This is a genomic window from Burkholderia territorii (genome assembly GCF_001718335.1).
GTDB classification, from domain to species: domain Bacteria; phylum Pseudomonadota; class Gammaproteobacteria; order Burkholderiales; family Burkholderiaceae; genus Burkholderia; species Burkholderia territorii.
This window is the reverse complement of record NZ_CP013366.1, coordinates 2428253-2445648: the sequence shown is the minus strand read 5'-3', so window position 1 is coordinate 2445648 and position 17396 is coordinate 2428253. Positions and strand designations below refer to the sequence as shown.

Here is a 17396-nt window from a genome sequence, read left to right as displayed (position 1 = left end):
CGCCACAAGGGAATCGACGATGGATCTCGGCATCGCAGGAAAGACCGCGCTCGTGTGCGCGGCGAGCAAGGGCCTCGGTCGCGGCTGCGCGGAAGCGCTGGCCGCCGAGGGCGTGAATCTCGTGATCGTCGCGCGCACGCGCGACACGCTGGAGCAAACCGCGCAGGAGATCCGCGCCGGGTCGAACGTGTCGGTCACCGCCGTCGCGTGCGACATCACGACGCCCGACGGCCGCGCGGCCGCGCTCGCCGCGTGCCCGCAGCCGGACATTCTCGTGACGAATGCCGGCGGGCCGCCGCCCGGCGACTTCCGCGATTTCTCGCACGACGACTGGATCCGCGCGCTGGAGTCGAACATGCTCACGCCGATCGAGCTGATCCGCGCGACCGTCGACGGGATGATCGCGCGCGGCTTCGGCCGGATCGTCAACATCACCAGTTCGGCCGTGAAGGCGCCGATCGACGTGCTCGCTCTGTCCAACGGCGCGCGCTCGGGGCTGACCGGCTTCGTCGCGGGGCTGTCGCGCAAGGTCGCGGGGCAGGGCGTGACCATCAACAACCTGCTGCCCGGGCTGTTCGACACCGACCGGATCGCGACGACGCTCGCGGCCTCGGCGAAGGCGCAGGGCGTGACGGTCGACGAGATGCGCGCGCGGCGCACGAAGGAAATCCCGGCCGGGCGCCTCGGCACGCGCGCCGAATTCGGCGCGGCGTGCGCGTTCCTCTGCAGCGTGCACGCCGGCTATATCACCGGGCAGAACTGGCTGCTCGACGGCGGCGCGTATCCGGGCACGTTCTGATGCGCGCGACGCCATTCGCACCTACGACAACGATCGAACCACGAAGGAACCGGAGATGAGCAAACCCCGCATCGCATTGATCGCGCACGACGCGAAGAAGGACGAGATCGTCGCGCTCGCGGGCCAGTACCGCGATACGCTCGCGCAATGCAGGCTGGTCGGAACGGGCACGACGGGCGGCCGCATCGCGGCCGCGCATGGCCTGGAGGTCGAGCGCAAGCTGTCGGGGCCGCTCGGCGGCGACCTGCAGATCGGCGCGGAACTGGCCGAAGGCCGCGTCGACATCGTCGTGTTCCTGCGTGACCCGATGACCGCGCAGCCGCACGATCCGGACATCACCGCGCTGGTGCGCGCGTGCGACGTGCACGACGTGCCGGTCGCGACGAACGTGGCCACCGCGCGGATGCTGCTCGACGATCTGGCGCGGATCATGCAGGACGTTTGCTAGCCCGTCGCCAGGCCGATTGCCCTTACTGACGGCAGGGCCATGCACGCTGCGCAGTGACGCGCGAGAATCGGGCGTCGCGACGTGCCCCGGCCGCCGGTCCCGTACCGATCGTGCGGGCCCGCGTCGGCGGCCCGAATATCCGTTGACCTAGATTCGGAAACTTCAGAAACGAGGAGCGAAACGATGCCGAAAGCAATCCGATACGACCAGCCGGGCGGCCCGGAAGTGATGAAGTGGGTCGATGTCGAGGTCGGCGCGCCGAAGGCGGGCGAAGTCCGCATCCGGCAGCATGCGGTCGGGCTCAACTACATCGACGTGTATTTCCGCACCGGCCTCTATCCGCAGCCGCTGCCCGGCGGCCTCGGGATGGAGGCGGCGGGCGAGGTGACGGCCGTCGGCGACGGCGTGACCGCGCTCAAGGCGGGCGACCGCGTCGCCTATGTCGGGCAGCCGCCGGGCGCGTATGCGCAGGAGCGCGTGATGCCGGCCGAGCGGCTCGTGAAGCTGCCCGACGGGATCAGCTACGACGACGCGGCATCGGTGATGCTGCAGGGGCTGACCGCGCACTACCTGCTGCGCCGCACGTACCCGGTGAAAGCCGGTGACACGATCCTCATCCACGCGGCGGCCGGCGGCGTCGGCCTGCTCGTGTGCCAGTGGGCGAAGGCGCTCGGCGCGACCGTGATCGGGACTGTCGGCTCCGACGAGAAGGCCGCGCTCGCGAAAGCGCACGGCTGCGATCATCCGGTCGTCTACACGCGCGAGAACTTCACGCAGCGTGTGAAGGAGATCACGCACGGCGCGGGCGTGCCGGTCGTCTACGATTCGATCGGCAAGGACACCTACGTCGGTTCGCTCGACTGTCTCGCGCCGCTCGGCTATTTCGTCAGCTTCGGCAATGCATCGGGCCCGCTGCCGCCGATCGACTCGAAGGAATTCTCGTCGCGCGGCTCGCTGTTCTTCACGCGGCCGACGCTGTTCTCGTACATCGCGAAGCGTGCGGATCTCGAGTCCGCGGCCGCCGAGCTGTTCGACGTGATCCTGTCGGGCAAGGTGAAGACCAGCATCAACCAGCGCTATCCGCTCGCGGAAGTCGGCCGCGCGCATGCCGACCTCGAGTCGCGCAAGACGACCGGCTCGACGATCCTCGTTCCGTGACGTATCCCTTCGTGCCGGCGCCACGCCGGCACGCACCGTGACGGGCGGCGCCGTCCCCCGTCCGTTCCGCCTTCATCCGTCGCGCCATTCCTGCCTCGTCGCACGCGTTTACGCGTTTTTTATACCGCTCCGATCACCTTTGACCCGACCTTTACGCGCGTTCCCATAAGGTTCTAGTCGTCCGATTTCGACGACGGAGAACACAAAAATGGATGGGGTTTTCATCGGCGCGCTGGTGTTGTTCACCGCGCTGATCCTCGGTTTGCTCGCCGGTTGCGAGAAGCTCGTGCAATACGGACGCGGGGGGCGCGCATGACCTGGATGCTTTGGCTCGCGGGTGCCTCGACGGCCCTGCTGTTCGCGTATCTCGTCTTTGCGCTGCTGCGCGCGGAGGACATCGAATGAACGCGAACAACCTGTTGCAGATGCTGCTGTTCATCGTCGTGCTGCTCGCGGCGGCGGTGCCGGTCGCGCGCTACCTGACGGGCGTGATGGACGGCAGCTCGCGCGTCGTGCGCGTGTTCGGGCCGCTCGAGCGCGTGCTGTACCGCATCGCCGGCGTCGACGCCGGCACCGAAATGAACTGGAGGCAGTATGCGATCGCCACGATCGCGTTCAACGCGCTCGGTGCGCTGTTCCTGTACGGCCTGCTGCGCCTGCAGGGTTTCCTGCCCGGCAATCCGCAGCAATTCGGCGCGATGACGGCCGACGGCGCGTTCAACACGGCCGTGAGCTTCGTCACCAACACGAACTGGCAGGACTACACGCCCGAGCAGACCGTCAGCTACCTCACGCAGATGCTCGGCCTGACCGTGCAGAACTTCCTGTCGGCGGCGACCGGCATCGTCGTCGTGATCGCGCTGATTCGCGGCTTCGCGCGCCATACCGCGCAGACGATCGGCAACTTCTGGGTCGACCTCACGCGCGTGACGATGTACGTGCTGGTGCCGATGGCCGCGCTCGTCGCCGCGCTGCTGATGAGCCAGGGCGTGATCCAGAACATGAAGGCGTACCAGGACGTGCCGGTGCTGCAGGCCAGCACGTATGCGGCGCCGAAGCTCGACGCGCAGGGCAACGCGGTGAAGGACGAAAAGGGCAACCCGGCGACGGTGCCGACCCCGCTCGTGAAGCAGACGCTCGCGATGGGCCCGGTCGCGTCGCAGGAAGCGATCAAGATGCTCGGCACCAACGGCGGCGGCTTCTTCAACGCGAACTCCGCACACCCGTACGAGAACCCGACGCCGTTCGCGAACTTCGTGCAGATCTTCTCGATCCTGATCATCCCGGCCGCGTTGTGTCTCGTGTTCGGCCGCATGATCGGCGACCGCCGGCAGGGCATCGCGGTGCTCGCGGCGATGACGGTCGCGTTCGCGATCGCGATCGGCGTCGAGGTCGGCGCCGAGCAGGCAGGCAATCCGACGCTCGCCGCGCTGCACGTCGACCAGTCGACGAGCGCGCTGCAGCCGGGCGGCAACATGGAAGGCAAGGAAACGCGCTTCGGCATCGCGCAGACCGGCATCTTCACGGTCGCGACGACGGCCGCGTCGTGCGGTGCGGTCGACACGATGCACGATTCGCTGACGCCGCTCGGCGGTCTCGTGCCGATGTTGCTGATGCAGCTCGGCGAGGTGATCTACGGCGGGGTCGGCTCCGGCCTCTACGGGATGCTCGTGTTCGCGCTGCTCGCGGTGTTCGTCGCCGGCCTGATGATCGGCCGCACGCCCGAATACGTCGGCAAGAAGATCGAGTCGTACGAGATGAAGATGGTGTCGATCGTCGTGCTGCTCACGCCGCTGCTCGTGCTGGTCGGCACGTCGATCGCGGTGCTGGCGGACGCCGGCCGTGCCGGCATCGCGAACCCGGGCCCACACGGCTTCTCGGAAATCCTGTACGCGTTCAGCTCGGCCGCGAACAACAACGGCAGCGCGTTCGCGGGCCTGACGGTCGGCACGCCGTTCTACAACTGGATGACCGCGATCGCGATGTGGTTCGGCCGCTTCGGCACGATCGTGCCGGTGCTGGCGATCGCCGGCTCGCTCGCCGCGAAGAAGCGCATCGCGGTGACGAGCGGCACGCTGCCGACCCACGGCCCGCTGTTCGTCGTGCTGCTGCTCGGCACCGTGATGCTGGTTGGCGCGCTGACTTACGTGCCGGCGCTCGCGCTCGGCCCGGGCGTCGAGCATCTGATGATGTGGCTGGGCGCGTGATGCGCGCGCACATGGCGACACCTTGCAAAGACTGAAGAGATTGAAGAGATCGCAATGACTCAACATTCCGCAACACGGTCCATGTTCGATCCGGCGCTGCTGCGCCCGGCGATCGTGGATTCGTTCAAGAAACTCACGCCGCGCACGCAGTTCCGCAACCCGGTGATGTTCTGCGTGTACGTCGGCAGCATCCTGACCACGATCCTGTGGATCGCGGCGCTTGCCGGCCAGGCCGAGGCGCCGGCGGGCTTCATCCTCGCGATCGCGCTGTGGCTGTGGTTCACGGTGCTGTTCGCGAACTTCGCCGAAGCGCTCGCCGAAGGGCGCTCGAAGGCGCAGGCCGCATCGCTGCGCAGCGCGAAGAAGGACGTGATGGCGAAGAAGCTCAACGAGCCGCATCCGAAGTCGCCGATCCGCATCACGACCGCGTCCGACCTGCGCCGCGGCGACGTCGTGCTGGTCGAGGCCGGCGACGTGATCCCGGCCGACGGCGAAGTCGTCGAGGGCGTCGCGTCGGTCGACGAATCGGCGATCACCGGCGAATCCGCGCCGGTGATCCGCGAATCGGGCGGCGACTTCTCGTCGGTGACGGGCGGCACGCGCGTGCTGTCCGACTGGATCGTCGTGAAGGTCACGGCGAACCCCGGCGAGGCGTTCCTCGACCGGATGATCGCGATGGTCGAAGGCGCGAAGCGCAAGAAGACGCCGAACGAGGTCGCGCTGACGATCCTGCTCGTCGCGCTGACGATCGTGATGCTGCTCGCGACCGCGACGCTGCTGCCGTTCTCGATGTTCTCGGTCGAAGCGATGAAGGCCGGTCACGTGGTGACGATCACCGCGCTCGTCGCGCTGCTGGTGTGCCTGATCCCGACGACGATCGGCGGCCTGCTGTCCGCGATCGGCGTGGCCGGGATGAGCCGGATGATGCAGGCGAACGTGATCGCGACGTCGGGCCGCGCGGTGGAGGCGGCCGGCGACGTCGACGTGCTGCTGCTTGACAAGACCGGCACGATCACGCTCGGCAACCGCCAGGCGTCGACGTTCGTGCCCGCGCCGGGCGTGACCGAGGAAGCGCTGGCCGACGCCGCGCAGCTGTCGTCGCTCGCCGACGAAACACCGGAAGGCCGCAGTATCGTCGTGCTGGCCAAGGAGCGCTTCAACATCCGCCAGCGCGACATGGCGCAACTGCATGCGACGTTCCTCGGCTTCTCCGCGCAGACGCGGATGAGCGGCGTCGATCTGCCCGGCCGCGAGATCCGCAAGGGCGCGGCCGATGCGATTCGCCGCTACGTCGAGGCGCACGGCAGCCGTTTTCCGGAGGACGTGCGCCGCGCGGTCGACGACGTCGCGCGCCGCGGCAGCACGCCGCTCGTCGTGGCCGACCTGCACGACGGCGTCGCGCGCGTGCTGGGCGTGATCGAGTTGAAGGACATCGTGAAGGGCGGCATCAAGGAACGCTTCGCGGAGCTGCGCAAGATGGGCATCAAGACCGTGATGGTGACGGGCGACAACCGCCTCACCGCCGCGGCGATCGCGGCCGAGGCCGGTGTCGACGACTTCCTCGCGGAAGCGACGCCGGAAACCAAGCTCGCGACGATCCGCGAGCACCAGGCGGCGGGGCGCCTCGTCGCGATGACGGGCGACGGCACCAACGACGCGCCGGCGCTCGCGCAGGCCGACGTGGCGGTCGCGATGAACACCGGCACGCAGGCGGCGAAGGAAGCCGGCAACATGGTCGATCTCGATTCGAACCCGACGAAGCTGATCGAGATCGTCGAGATCGGAAAGCAGATGCTGATGACGCGCGGCTCGCTGACGACGTTCTCGATCGCGAACGACATCGCGAAGTATTTCGCGATCATCCCGGCCGCGTTCGTGACGACGTACCCGCAGCTGCGCGTGCTCGACATCATGCATCTGAGCTCGCCGGCGTCGGCGATCCTGTCGGCGGTGATCTTCAATGCGCTGATCATCGTCGCGCTGATCCCGCTCGCGCTGAAGGGCGTCACTTACCGGCCGCTCGGCGCCGCGTCGCTGCTGCGCCGCAACCTGCTGGTGTACGGCCTCGGCGGCGTGCTGCTGCCGTTCCCGTTCATCAAGCTGATCGACATGACGCTCGCCGCGCTCGGCTGGGCCTGATGCGCCGTACCTGAAGGAAGAACCATCATGAAATCGTTGATTCGCCCGCTCGTCGTGATCTTCGTCGTACTGACCGTCGTGACGGGGCTCGCATACCCGGCCGTGATGACCGTGTTCGGCCAGGCCGTGTTTCCGTCGCAGGCGAACGGCAGCCTGCTCGAGAAGGACGGCAAGGCGGTCGGCTCCGCGCTGATCGGCCAGTCGTTCGATGCGCCGAAGTATTTCTGGGGCCGGCTGTCCGCCACGTCGCCGATGCCGTACAACGCGACCGGCTCCGGCGGCTCGAACCTGGGCCCGCTGAACCCGTCGCTCGCCGACCAGGTGAAGGCGCGCATCGCCGCGCTGCGCGACGCGGGCACCGACATGTCGAAGCCCGTGCCCGTCGATCTCGTGACGGCGTCGGCGAGCGGCCTCGATCCGGAGATCACGCCGGCCGCCGCCGCGTACCAGGTCGAGCGTGTCGCGAAGGCGCGCAACCTGACGGCCGGCGCGGTCGCGCAGCTCGTGGCCGCGAACACGACGGGCCGCCAGTTCGGCGTGCTCGGCGAGCCGCGCGTGAACGTGCTGAAGCTGAACCTCGCGCTCGATGCGGCGCAGGCCGCGCACTGAGCGCATGCGGCAACCGGCGTCCGGCGCGGCCCGATCCGCGTCGGGCGCGTCTTTCCGACGGCGCATGCGCCGTCTTTGCCTTTTGCGGCGATTTGGAACAACAATGACAGTACTCGTTCGCCATCCCGCGCTTCGCCTTCCTGACGCATGAACCGCCCCGATCCCGACCAACTCCTCGACAAGCTGCAGCGAGACGAAGAAAAGCAGCGGCGCGGCCAGCTCAAGATCTTCTTCGGCGCGTCCGCCGGCGTCGGCAAGACCTATGCGATGCTGCAGGCCGCGCGCCAGCGCCGGCAGGAGGGTGTCGACGTCGTCGTCGGCATCGTCGAGACCCACGGCCGCAATGAAACCGCCGCGCTGCTCGACGGCCTCGACGTGCTGCCGCTTGCGCGCATCGACTATCGCGGCCGCACGCTCAGCGAATTCGATCTCGACGGCGCGCTCGCGCGCGCGCCGCAACTGATCCTCGTCGACGAGCTCGCGCATTCGAACGTGCAGGGCGCGCGTCACCTGAAGCGCTGGCAGGACGTCTACGAACTGCTCGACGCGGGCATCGACGTGTACACCACCGTCAATGTCCAGCACCTCGAAAGCCTGAACGACGTGGTCGGTGCGATCACCGGCATCCGCGTGTGGGAGACCGTGCCCGACCGCGTGTTCGACGCGGCCGACGAGGTCACGCTGGTCGACCTGCCGGCCGAGGAACTGCTCGCGCGGATGCGCGACGGCAAGGTCTATCTCGCGCAGCAGGCCGAGCGCGCGGTGCGCAACTTCTTCCGCAAGGGCAACCTGATCGCGCTGCGCGAACTGGCGCTGCGACGCACGGCCGACCGCGTCGACGCGCAGATGCGCGAATACCGTGCCGACCGTTCGATCCAGCGTATCTGGCAGGCGCGCGAGCGGCTGCTCGTATGCGTCGGCCCGGGCCCCGAGGCGCCGACGCTCGTGCGCGCGGCCGCGCGGCTCGCCGCGAGCCTGAAGGCCGACTGGATCGCCGTCTACGTGGAGACGCCGCGGCTGCAACGGCTGCCCGACGCGCGCCGGCAGCGCACGCTCGATGCGCTGAAGCTCGCGGCCGAGCTCGGCGCGGAGACGGCCACACTCGCGGGCGACGACGCGGTCGCCGCGCTGATCGGCTATGCGAAGGTGCGCAACGTGTCGAAGCTCGTCGCGGGCGGCTCGCCGAAGGTCGGGCTCGCGCGTCGCTTCGCGCGGCCGTTCGGCGAAAAGCTCGCCGAACGCGCGGGCGACGTCGACCTGATGCTGATTCGCGCGTCAGCAAGCGACGAAGTGCGCGCGGCGCCGCTCGACGCACGCGCGCGCGACTGGCGCGACGCGTTCGCGCAGTTCGGCATGCGGCGCTCTCCGCCGCGTCACTACCTGTACGCGGCCGCGATCTGCGCGGCGATCACCGGCGTCGCGAGCATCGTGTCCGAGCGGCTCGACCTGACGAACCTCGTGATGCTGTACCTGCTCGGCGTCGTGTTCTCGGCCGTGCGGCTCGGACGCGGGCCGGGCGTGCTGCAGTCGTTCCTGTCGGTCGCCGCGTTCGATTTCTTCTTCGTGCCGCCGCGCATGTCGTTCTCGGTCAGCGACACGCAGTATCTGCTGACCTTCTTCGGGATGCTGCTGACGTCGCTCGTGATCAGCCACCTGACGTCGACGCTGACGCGCCAGGCGAGCATCGCGCAGCGTCGCGAGCGGCGCACGGGCGCGATCTACGCGATGGCGCGCGAACTCGGCGCGGCGTTGACGACCGAGCAGATCGTCGAGATCGGCAGCCGCCACGTGGGCGAGGTGTTTCGCGCGCGCGTCGCGTTCCTGCTGCCCGACAGTGCGGACCAGGTGCGGCAGAAGATCGAGGAGCCCGACGCGGCCGTCACGCTCACCGGCGCCGATCTCGACAGCGACGTCGGCCAGTGGGTGTACGACCAGCAGAAGCCGGCCGGGCGCGGCACCGACACGCTGCCCGCGACCGCCGCGCTGTACCTGCCGCTGAAGGCGCCGATGCGCACGCGTGGCGTGCTCGCGGTCGCGTCGCGCGACCCTCGTGAGCTCGAGGTGCCCGAGCAGTTGCGGATGCTCGATGCGTTCGCCGCGCAAATCGCGCTTGCGCTCGAGCGCGTGCACTACGTCGAGATCGCGCGCGACGCGCTCGTCAACATGGAGTCCGAGCGGCTGCGCAACTCGCTGCTGTCGGCGATCTCGCACGACCTGCGCACGCCGCTCACGACGATCGTCGGTTTCTCTTCGATGCTCGCGAACGGACGCGCGGCCGCGCGCGACGGCGACGCCGCGGCGGCCGAACGCGTCGCGCAGCGCGAGGGCGAGCTGGTCGACGCGATCCACGACGAGGCGCTGCGGATGACCGGCATCGTCACGAACCTGCTCGACATGGCGCGGCTGCAGGCCGGCAGCCTGCAGCTCAAGCGCCAGTGGTCGCTGCTCGAGGAAACCGTCGGCGCCGCGCTCGCCGCGTGCAAGCGCGTGCTCGCGCGGCATCCCGCGCGCGTGTCGCTGCCGCCCGACCTGCCGCTGCTGCAGATGGACGCGGTGCTGATGGAGCGGCTGTTCACCAACCTGTTCGAGAACGCGGCGAAGTACACGCCGCCCGATACGTCGATCGACATCGGCGCCGAGCGCGTGACCGACGACGGCCAGCCATTCGTGCGCGTGCATGTCGACGATCACGGCCCGGGGCTGCCGGCCGGCATGGAAACGCGGATCTTCGACAAGTTCACGCGTGGCGAGAAGGAATCGGCGACGCCCGGCATCGGGCTCGGCCTTGCGATCTGCCGCGCGATCGTCGAGGCGCACGGCGGTAAAATCGGCGCACTCAACCGTACCGCGCCCGACGGCCGCGTGACGGGCGCGCGCTTCTGGTTCACGCTGCCGGTCGACACGCCGCCGGCCGTGCCTGCCGTACCCGACGACGAACTCGACATGCCCGGCGCATCGTCCCCCTCCGAGCCATTGCCAGACCATGAGTGAACCGAGCCTGACCGTCGTCCTGATCGAGGACGAGAAACAGATCCGCCGCTTCGTGCGCGCCGCGCTCGAAGAGGACGGCGTCGCCGTGTTCGAGGCGGAGACGGGCAAGCAGGGGCTGATCGATGCGGCGACCCGCAAGCCCGATCTCGTGATCGTCGACCTCGGGCTGCCCGACACCGACGGCCTCGACGTGATCCGCGAGCTGCGCGGGTGGTCCGAGGTGCCGGTGATCGTGCTGTCCGCGCGCACGCAGGAAGAGGAGAAGGTCGCCGCGCTCGACGCGGGCGCCGACGACTACCTGACCAAGCCGTTCGGCGTGTCCGAGCTGCGTGCGCGCATCCGCGCACAACTGCGCCGGCGCAACCAGGGCGGCGCGAACGAATCGCCGAAGGTGAATTTCGGCGGCGTGAGCGTCGATCTCGCGCTGCGCCAGGTGTGGCGCGACGGCGAGATCGTGCATTTGACGCCGCTCGAATACCGGCTGCTCGCGACGCTCGTGCGGCATGCGGGGCGCGTGCTCACGCACCGTCAGCTGTTGCGCGACGTCTGGGGGCCGTCGCACGTCGAGAGTCATCACTATCTGCGCATCTACATGGCGCATCTGCGCCAGAAGCTCGAACGCGATCCCGCGCAGCCCGAGCACATCGTCACCGAAACCGGCGTCGGCTACCGGCTTGTCGGCGCTGCGTGACGTCGCGGCATGCCGCGCGATGCGGCGTGAATGCAGCGCGGCACGCCGGTGAAGTTGCATCGGCGCGACATTGCTGCCGCATGCGCCGGCGGCGCACACCGGCCGCGGATTCCCCGCTATGCTGACCGTTGTGCGAACGAAACCGAGGAGCGTGCCATGTCCGTCCGTCTCGTCGTCATCAGTGCGCTGGCGCTTGCCGCGCCCGGCGCGTTCGCGCAGCCGCTGCCGCCCGGACAACAGCCTCCCGCGTCACAGCAGACGCTCGCCAATCCCGCGTCGGTCAATTGCGAAAAGCTCGGCGGACGCCACGTGATCCGCAATCTGCCGCGCGGGCAGGTCGGCATGTGCGTGTTCAAGGACGGCCGCGTGTGCGACGAGTGGGCGCTGTATCGCGACGACCGCTGCGTCGGCGGTGTCGGGGCCAAGCGCGTGTCGAACTGAAGCCGCGTGCGGCAGGACGGGCGGGGTCGCACCGCGCGTCCGCCCGATCTCCGTTCGCCGCCGGGAGCCGCGCATCCGGCTTGCCCGTTAGCGCCTTGTTATACTCGGCGCCGCCCGGGGACGACCCCGGGCCATTCGCTGCAACGGGGACGGCCCCATCCGTTCTGGAGTACGTCGAGATGGCGTGGGTATTGTTGTTGATTGCCGGTTTGCTGGAAGTGGCCTGGGCCGCCGGCATGAAGTCGTCCGAGGGTTTCACGAAGCTCGGACCGTCGGTGTTTACGATCGTCACGGCGCTGGCCAGCTTCGGGCTGCTCGCGGTCGCGATGCGCCAGTTGCCGCTCGGCACCGCATATGCGGTATGGACGGGCATCGGCGCGGTCGGTGCATTCGTGTTCGGGATCGTGATGATGGGCGAGGCGCTCACGGTCGCCCGCGTCGCGAGCGCGTCGCTGATCGTGCTCGGGCTGGTCGGCCTGAAGCTGTCGTCGGCTGCCTGATGCCGACGGGCCGGCGCGCCCACCGGCGGACGCCCCCAGTCGTGATGCACCGCGGAATTGCGCCGGCCCGCCGGCGAGCCTGTCTATAATGGAACGCATTCGGGCCTGAATGTCGCCGCGCCGCTCCCGGCCGCGCGGCTCCGGTCGCCACGCGCCGCGCGGCCGTCGCACCGACTCGATCCGATCAATCGGCAAAGCGCACGGTAAAGTGCAAGGAGAGGGCCATGATCGAAGCCATTTCGCTCGGCGCGGGGCTCGCGTGGGCGAGCGGGCTGCGCCTTTACCTGACGGTGTTGATCGCCGGCGTGCTCGCGCGGGTCGGCTGGCTCCATCTGCCGGACACGCTCGCGGTCCTGACGTCGCCGTGGGTCATCGGCGCGGCCGCCGTGCTCGCCGTCACCGAATTCCTTGCCGACAAGATTCCGGCGTTCGATTCGCTGTGGGACGCGGTGCACACCTTCATCCGCATTCCGGCCGGCGCGGTGCTGGCCGCCGGCGCACTCGGCCATGCCGACCCGACCGTGCTCGCGGTCGCCGGGCTGGCCGGCGGTTCGCTCGCCGGTGCCGCGCACGTCGCGAAGGCCGGCACGCGCGCGCTGATCAACCTGTCTCCCGAGCCGATCTCGAACTGGGTCGCGTCGTCCACCGAGGACGGCCTCGTGTTCGGCGGCCTCGCTCTCGCGTTCTTCGTTCCGCTCGCCTTCCTCGTATTGCTCGCGGCGTTCATCGCGGCGTCGGCCTGGGCGCTGCCGCGTCTGTGGCGCGGCGTGTCGGGCGGCTTTCGCGGAATGGCGAACCACATGGTGTCGCGGCTCAACTCGATCGGGGGCAAGCGCGATTGAAGGCGCCTTCACCCGCCGAGCGGCAGCCTGCCGACCCTTTGCCGGCCGGGCGGCCCGGCCATGCCGGCCGCTTCGGCTGGCACGACCTGATCCGCCAGGCGGCGCGGATGACCGCGCGCGACTGGCGCGCCGGTGAACTCACGCTGCTCGTGCTGGCGCTGGTACTTGCGGTCGCCGCGCTGACGAGCGTCGGTTTCCTCGCCGACCGGCTGCGCCAGGGGCTCGAGCGCGACGCGCGCCAGATGCTCGGCGCCGATTTCGTCGTGCGCGCCGATCATCCCGTCGATCCGTCGTTCGACCGCGAGGCGCGTGCGCTCGGGCTGCGTACCGCGACCACCGCGATTTTCCCGAGCATGATCGCAGCGGCCGCCGGCGGGCAGGCGGGCGACGCGGCGCCCGCGCGCCTCGCGGCGGTGAAGGCCGTATCCACCGGGTATCCGCTGCGCGGCGCGGTCGAGATCGTGCCGGCCGGCGCGAGCGCCGCGCACAAGGCGACCGCGATCCCCGCGCCCGGTACCGTGTGGGCCGATCCCGCATTGCTCGATGCGTTGCATCTGAAGGCAGGCGGCACCGTGCGTGTCGGGCTGCGCACGTTCACGGTCGCCGCGTCGATCTCCCGCGAACTCGATCGCGGTTTTTCGTTCGTCAATTTTTCGCCGCGGCTGATGATGCGCGCGGACGAACTCGCCGCGACCGGGCTCACCGGCTACGGCAGCCGCGTCACGTACCGGCTGCTCGTGGCCGGCGACACGCCGGCCGTCGCGCGCTTCGAGGCTTACGCGCACGGGCGCGTCGACGGCGGCAAGCTGCGCGGCGTCGGCCTCGAATCGTTGCAGGAAGGCCAGCCGCAGGTGCGCCAGACGCTCGATCGCGCGCGCCATTTCCTGACGCTCGTCGCGCTGCTCACCGCGCTGCTCGCGGCGGTCGCAATCGCGATGGCCGCGCAGCGCTACATGCGGCGCCATCTGGACGGCTGCGCGACGATGCGCTGCCTCGGCGTGAGCCGCCGCACGCTCGGCGCGCTGTTCGCGCTCGAATTCGCCGGCGTCGGCATCGTCTCGGGGGGCGCCGGCGCGTTGCTCGGCTACGGCGGCCACTGGGCGCTCCTCGCGGCGCTCGGCAGCCTGATCGACGTCGTGCTGCCGCCGCCCACGCCCTGGCCCGCGCTCGTCGGCATCGGCGCCGCGCTCGTGCTGCTGCTCGGCTTCGCGCTGCCGCCGCTTGCACCGCTCACGCGCGTGCCGCCGGTGCGTGTGCTGCGGCGCGACTGGGGCGACGCTTCGCGCACGGCCTGGGCGTTGTATGCGCTCGGCGTCGTGCTGTTCGCGGGGCTGCTGATCGTCGCGGCGGGCAACCTCAAGCTCGGGCTGATCGTCGCGGGCGGATTCGCGGGCGCATTGATCGGTTTTTCGCTGATCGCGCGGCTCGTGCTCTACGTGGCGGCGCGCGCGGTGCGCGATGCGCGCGTGGCTGCCGGCGTCGGGTGGCGCTATGCGCTCGCGTCGCTGCACCGGCGCGGCACGGCGAGCGCGCTGCAGATCACCGCGCTCGCGCTGGGGCTGATGTGCCTGTTGCTGATCGCGATCACGCGCAACGACCTCGTCGCCGGCTGGCGGCAGTCGACGCCGCCCGACGCGCCGAACCAGTTCCTGATCGACATCCAGCCCGACCAGCGCGCCGACGTCGCGGCGTGGCTCGCCGCGCATGGCATACGCGACGCGGTGCCCGCGCCGATGGTGCGCGGCCGGCTCGTCGCGATCAACGGCAAGCCGGTCAACCCGGACGCGTACCCGTCGGACGAGGCGCGCCGGCTCGTCGACCGCGAGTTCAACCTGTCGTACACGAGCGAGCTGCCTTCCGACAACCGGATCGTCGCCGGCGACTGGTTCGGCCGCTCGGCCAGCCCGCAGATCTCGATCGAAGCCGGGCTCGCGAAGACACTGAACGTGAAGCCGGGCGACACGCTGCGCTTCGACGTGACGGGGCTCACGGTCGATGCGCCGATCACCAGCGTGCGCAAGCTCGACTGGGGCTCGTTTCGCGTCAACTTTTTCGTGCTGATGCCGCCGCCGGTGCTGAAGGATTTCCCGGCTGTCTACCTGACGAGCTTCCATTTGCCGGCCGAGCAGGCGGCGTTGCTCGATCCGCTGATCGCGCGCTACCCGAACCTGACCGCGATCGACGTCGCGCCGATCCTTGCCCAGTTGCAGCGGATGATGCTGCAGGTGGTCGGCGCGGTGCAGTTCCTGTTTGCGTTCACGCTCGCGGCGGGCGTGCTCGTGCTGTACACGGCGCTTGCCGGCTCGCGCGACGAGCGCGTGCGCGAGGCCGCGCTGCTGCGTGCGCTCGGCGCGTCGCGCGCGCAGGTCAATGCGGTGCAGCGCGCGGAATTCGTCGTCGTCGGCGCGCTCGCCGGCGCGCTGGCGTCGGCCGGTGCGATCGCGGTCGGCTGGGTGCTGGCGTCGCGCGTGTTCGACTTCCAGCTCGCCGTCGATCCGTGGCTCGTGCCGGCCGGTATCGCGGCCGGCGTCGCGTGCGCCGGTGCGGCCGGCTGGCTGAGCCTGCATAATGTGTTGCGGCGCCCGGCGCTGCAGTCGCTGCGCGACGCGTGAGCGCCGCCGGCGGCCCCGACTATCCCGTTTTCGACGATTCGTATGACCGATGTGAATGATGAAGCGCCGTCGCAGCCGACGGCGTTCGAGCTCGTGGGCGGCGAAGCCCGCGTGCGCGAAATGGTGGACCGCTTTTACGACCTGATGGACCTCGAGCCCGAGTTCGCGCAGATTCGCGCGCTGCATCCGGCGTCGCTCGACGGCTCGCGCGACAAGCTGTTCTGGTTCCTGAGCGGCTGGCTCGGCGGCCCCGACCACTACATCAGCCGGTTCGGTCATCCGCGGCTGCGCGCGCGGCACCTGCCGTTCCCGATCGCATCGGTCGAGCGCGATCAATGGCTGCGCTGCATGGCGTGGGCGATGGAGGACATCGGGCTGGCCGAGCCGTTGCGTGAACGGCTCATGCATTCGTTCTACGACACGGCCGACTGGATGCGCAACCGGCCCGGTTGATCGACCGGTACGCCGCTGTCCGCATCCCGGACGATCTGCGTCTGGGCGCCTGGCCGGTGCGGCGCGACACTGACCGTTTCCCCATCGATACGAGGCTCGCCCGATGACGACTCATGCCCTGTTTCGTGAAGATGCCTATCTGACGCAATGCGAGGCCGTCGTCGCGGCCGTCGGCGACGACGGCATCCGGCTCGACCGCACCGTGTTCTATCCGCTTGGCGGCGGGCAGGCCGGCGACAGCGGCACGCTGACGCTGCCTGACGGCAGCACGATCGCGATCGCCGACACGCGCAAGGCGAAGTTCGACGGCGCGACGCCGGACGATGCCGTGCACGTGCCCGCGCCGGGCCAGGAAGCGCACGTCGCGGCGCTCGTGCCGGGCGCGCGCGTGGTCGCGGGCATCGACTGGCTGCGCCGCTACCGGCACATGCGGCTGCATACGGCCGCGCACCTGATGTGCGCGGTGCTGCCGTATCCGGTCGACGGCTGCAGCGTGACGGCCGACTACGTGCGGCTCGATTTCGCGACGTCGGACGCGATCGACCGCGTCGACGTCGAGCGCCGTCTCGCGGCGCTGGTCCACGGCGCGCATGCCGTCACCACCGAATGGATCACCGACGCCGAGATGACCGGGCGGCCCGAGCTCGTGCGCACGATGAGCGTGAAGCCGCCGCTGGGGCTGGGCCGCGTGCGGCTGTTGCGCATCGAAGGCGTCGATCTTCAACCGTGCGGCGGCACGCATGTGCGCAATACGTCGGAAATCGGCGACCTGCGGGTCGCCAAACTTGAAAAGAAGAGCGCGCGGACACGGCGCCTCGTCCTGGAGTTTGCATGACGGTCGAACACCCGACGGACAGTGCCGCGGCGCTCGATCCGCAAGCACGCGAGATTCTCGATTTCTGGTTCGGCGAGCCGGGGTCGGCCGAATTCGGCCACGCGCGCAAGGTGTGGTTCAACGGCGGCGCGGCGTTCGACGACTTGCTGCGGACGCGCTACGGCGCGTTGCTCGACGCCGCGTGCGACGGCGCCCACGATCGCTGGGCCGACACGCCGCTCGGCGCGCTCGCGCTGATCGTCGTGCTCGACCAGTTCTCCCGCAACATTCATCGCGGCACGCCGCGCGCGTTCGCGGCCGATCCGAAGGCGCTGGCGCTCGCGCGGCGCGTCGTCGCGGCCGGCTGGGATGCGCGATTGCCGAGCGGCCATCACCGCGCGTTTGCGTACCTGCCGTTCGAACACGACGAATCGGGCGAGAGCCAGCGCGAGGCCGTGCGCCTGTGCGCGGGTATTCGCGGCGAGGCAGGGTGCGAGAGCTATCACGACTTCGCGTTGCGTCATGCGGCCGTGGTCGAGCGCTTCGGCCGCTTTCCGCACCGCAATGCGATTCTCGGCCGTCCGTCGACCGATGCGGAGGCGGCATTCCTGCGCGAGCCGGGCTCGTCGTTCTGACGTGCGCGAGCGGTGAGACGGCCGGCGTGAAACCGCGCTTCGATGCCGGTTGCGCGG

At 69.7% G+C, this 17396-nt stretch carries 16 protein-coding genes; all 16 read left to right on the top strand.

All coding sequences use genetic code 11. The annotated features are described in order from the left end of the window. Positions 1-19 precede the first annotated feature (19 nt). The gene (locus WS51_RS21855) at positions 20-799 is read left to right on the top strand and encodes an SDR family oxidoreductase (RefSeq protein ID WP_059502648.1); all 780 of its coding nucleotides are present in this window, start codon (positions 20-22) and stop codon (positions 797-799) included. A 55-nt stretch (positions 800-854) separates the two neighbouring features. After that, positions 855-1247 (top strand): methylglyoxal synthase, encoded by a 393-nt coding sequence (locus WS51_RS21850; protein ID WP_069229770.1) that lies wholly within the window; start codon positions 855-857, stop codon positions 1245-1247. Between the two features lie 183 nt (positions 1248-1430). Beyond that, the gene (locus tag WS51_RS21845; RefSeq protein WP_059502644.1) at positions 1431-2405 is read left to right on the top strand and encodes a quinone oxidoreductase family protein; all 975 of its coding nucleotides are present in this window, start codon (positions 1431-1433) and stop codon (positions 2403-2405) included. A gap of 312 nt (positions 2406-2717) precedes the next feature. Beyond that, entirely contained in the window at positions 2718-2810 is a 93-nt protein-coding gene (gene kdpF / locus WS51_RS21840; RefSeq protein WP_006752209.1) for a K(+)-transporting ATPase subunit F, read from the top strand. Beyond that, positions 2807-4612 (top strand): potassium-transporting ATPase subunit KdpA, encoded by a 1806-nt coding sequence (gene kdpA / locus WS51_RS21835; RefSeq protein ID WP_069229769.1) that lies wholly within the window; start codon positions 2807-2809, stop codon positions 4610-4612. Before kdpF ends, kdpA begins: the two co-directional genes overlap by 4 nt. A 54-nt stretch (positions 4613-4666) precedes the next feature. Beyond that, positions 4667-6751 carry a potassium-transporting ATPase subunit KdpB gene (gene kdpB / locus WS51_RS21830; RefSeq protein WP_059502640.1) on the top strand — a complete coding sequence of 695 codons (2085 nt, stop codon included), beginning with the start codon at positions 4667-4669 and terminating at the stop codon, positions 6749-6751. A 27-nt stretch (positions 6752-6778) separates the two neighbouring features. Continuing rightward, entirely contained in the window at positions 6779-7360 is a 582-nt protein-coding gene (gene kdpC / locus WS51_RS21825) for a potassium-transporting ATPase subunit KdpC (protein WP_059542477.1), read from the top strand. A 147-nt stretch (positions 7361-7507) separates the two neighbouring features. Continuing rightward, positions 7508-10351: a sensor histidine kinase gene (locus tag WS51_RS21820; protein ID WP_059770845.1), complete on the top strand. Its 2844-nt coding sequence runs from the start codon at positions 7508-7510 to the stop codon at positions 10349-10351. Continuing rightward, positions 10344-11042, top strand: coding sequence for a two-component system response regulator KdpE (kdpE, locus tag WS51_RS21815; RefSeq protein WP_059448706.1), 699 nt, complete (start codon positions 10344-10346; stop codon positions 11040-11042). The genes WS51_RS21820 and kdpE overlap by 8 nt, the downstream gene beginning before the upstream one ends. Before the next feature lie 156 nt (positions 11043-11198). Next, positions 11199-11483, top strand: a complete 285-nt coding sequence (locus WS51_RS21810) for a putative hemolysin (protein WP_059502769.1) — start codon at positions 11199-11201, stop codon at positions 11481-11483. A 179-nt stretch (positions 11484-11662) separates the two neighbouring features. Then, on the top strand, positions 11663-11983 hold the full coding sequence (gene sugE, locus WS51_RS21805; protein ID WP_059448707.1) for a quaternary ammonium compound efflux SMR transporter SugE: 321 nt from the start codon (positions 11663-11665) through the stop codon (positions 11981-11983). Between the two features lie 224 nt (positions 11984-12207). Continuing rightward, the gene (locus tag WS51_RS21800) at positions 12208-12825 is read left to right on the top strand and encodes a DUF4126 domain-containing protein (protein WP_040144699.1); all 618 of its coding nucleotides are present in this window, start codon (positions 12208-12210) and stop codon (positions 12823-12825) included. A gap of 107 nt (positions 12826-12932) precedes the next feature. Further along, positions 12933-15437: an ABC transporter permease gene (locus tag WS51_RS21795; protein ID WP_418219702.1), complete on the top strand. Its 2505-nt coding sequence runs from the start codon at positions 12933-12935 to the stop codon at positions 15435-15437. 42 nt (positions 15438-15479) lie between these two features. Next, positions 15480-15890: a group II truncated hemoglobin gene (locus WS51_RS21790; protein WP_059502633.1), complete on the top strand. Its 411-nt coding sequence runs from the start codon at positions 15480-15482 to the stop codon at positions 15888-15890. Between the two features lie 103 nt (positions 15891-15993). Continuing rightward, positions 15994-16725, top strand: a complete 732-nt coding sequence (locus WS51_RS21785; RefSeq protein WP_059770850.1) for an alanyl-tRNA editing protein — start codon at positions 15994-15996, stop codon at positions 16723-16725. Continuing rightward, positions 16722-17339 carry a DUF924 family protein gene (locus WS51_RS21780; protein ID WP_059502630.1) on the top strand — a complete coding sequence of 206 codons (618 nt, stop codon included), beginning with the start codon at positions 16722-16724 and terminating at the stop codon, positions 17337-17339. Before WS51_RS21785 ends, WS51_RS21780 begins: the two co-directional genes overlap by 4 nt. Positions 17340-17396: the final 57 nt, after the last annotated feature.

What these genes read in the sequence shown, in the direction of transcription:
- sugE (WP_059448707.1), top strand. Translation starts at nt 11,663, where the DNA reads ATGGCGTGGGTATTGTTGTTGATTGCCGGTTTGCTGGAAGTGGCCTGG.
- WS51_RS21820 (WP_059770845.1), top strand. Translation starts at nt 7,508, where the DNA reads ATGAACCGCCCCGATCCCGACCAACTCCTCGACAAGCTGCAGCGAGAC.
- kdpF (WP_006752209.1), top strand. Translation starts at nt 2,718, where the DNA reads ATGACCTGGATGCTTTGGCTCGCGGGTGCCTCGACGGCCCTGCTGTTC.
- kdpA (WP_069229769.1), top strand. Translation starts at nt 2,807, where the DNA reads ATGAACGCGAACAACCTGTTGCAGATGCTGCTGTTCATCGTCGTGCTG.
- kdpE (WP_059448706.1), top strand. Translation starts at nt 10,344, where the DNA reads ATGAGTGAACCGAGCCTGACCGTCGTCCTGATCGAGGACGAGAAACAG.
- WS51_RS21855 (WP_059502648.1), top strand. Translation starts at nt 20, where the DNA reads ATGGATCTCGGCATCGCAGGAAAGACCGCGCTCGTGTGCGCGGCGAGC.
- kdpC (WP_059542477.1), top strand. Translation starts at nt 6,779, where the DNA reads ATGAAATCGTTGATTCGCCCGCTCGTCGTGATCTTCGTCGTACTGACC.
- WS51_RS21845 (WP_059502644.1), top strand. Translation starts at nt 1,431, where the DNA reads ATGCCGAAAGCAATCCGATACGACCAGCCGGGCGGCCCGGAAGTGATG.
- WS51_RS21795 (WP_418219702.1), top strand. Translation starts at nt 12,933, where the DNA reads ATGACCGCGCGCGACTGGCGCGCCGGTGAACTCACGCTGCTCGTGCTG.
- kdpB (WP_059502640.1), top strand. Translation starts at nt 4,667, where the DNA reads ATGACTCAACATTCCGCAACACGGTCCATGTTCGATCCGGCGCTGCTG.
- WS51_RS21810 (WP_059502769.1), top strand. Translation starts at nt 11,199, where the DNA reads ATGTCCGTCCGTCTCGTCGTCATCAGTGCGCTGGCGCTTGCCGCGCCC.
- WS51_RS21785 (WP_059770850.1), top strand. Translation starts at nt 15,994, where the DNA reads ATGACGACTCATGCCCTGTTTCGTGAAGATGCCTATCTGACGCAATGC.
- WS51_RS21850 (WP_069229770.1), top strand. Translation starts at nt 855, where the DNA reads ATGAGCAAACCCCGCATCGCATTGATCGCGCACGACGCGAAGAAGGAC.
- WS51_RS21790 (WP_059502633.1), top strand. Translation starts at nt 15,480, where the DNA reads ATGACCGATGTGAATGATGAAGCGCCGTCGCAGCCGACGGCGTTCGAG.
- WS51_RS21800 (WP_040144699.1), top strand. Translation starts at nt 12,208, where the DNA reads ATGATCGAAGCCATTTCGCTCGGCGCGGGGCTCGCGTGGGCGAGCGGG.
- WS51_RS21780 (WP_059502630.1), top strand. Translation starts at nt 16,722, where the DNA reads ATGACGGTCGAACACCCGACGGACAGTGCCGCGGCGCTCGATCCGCAA.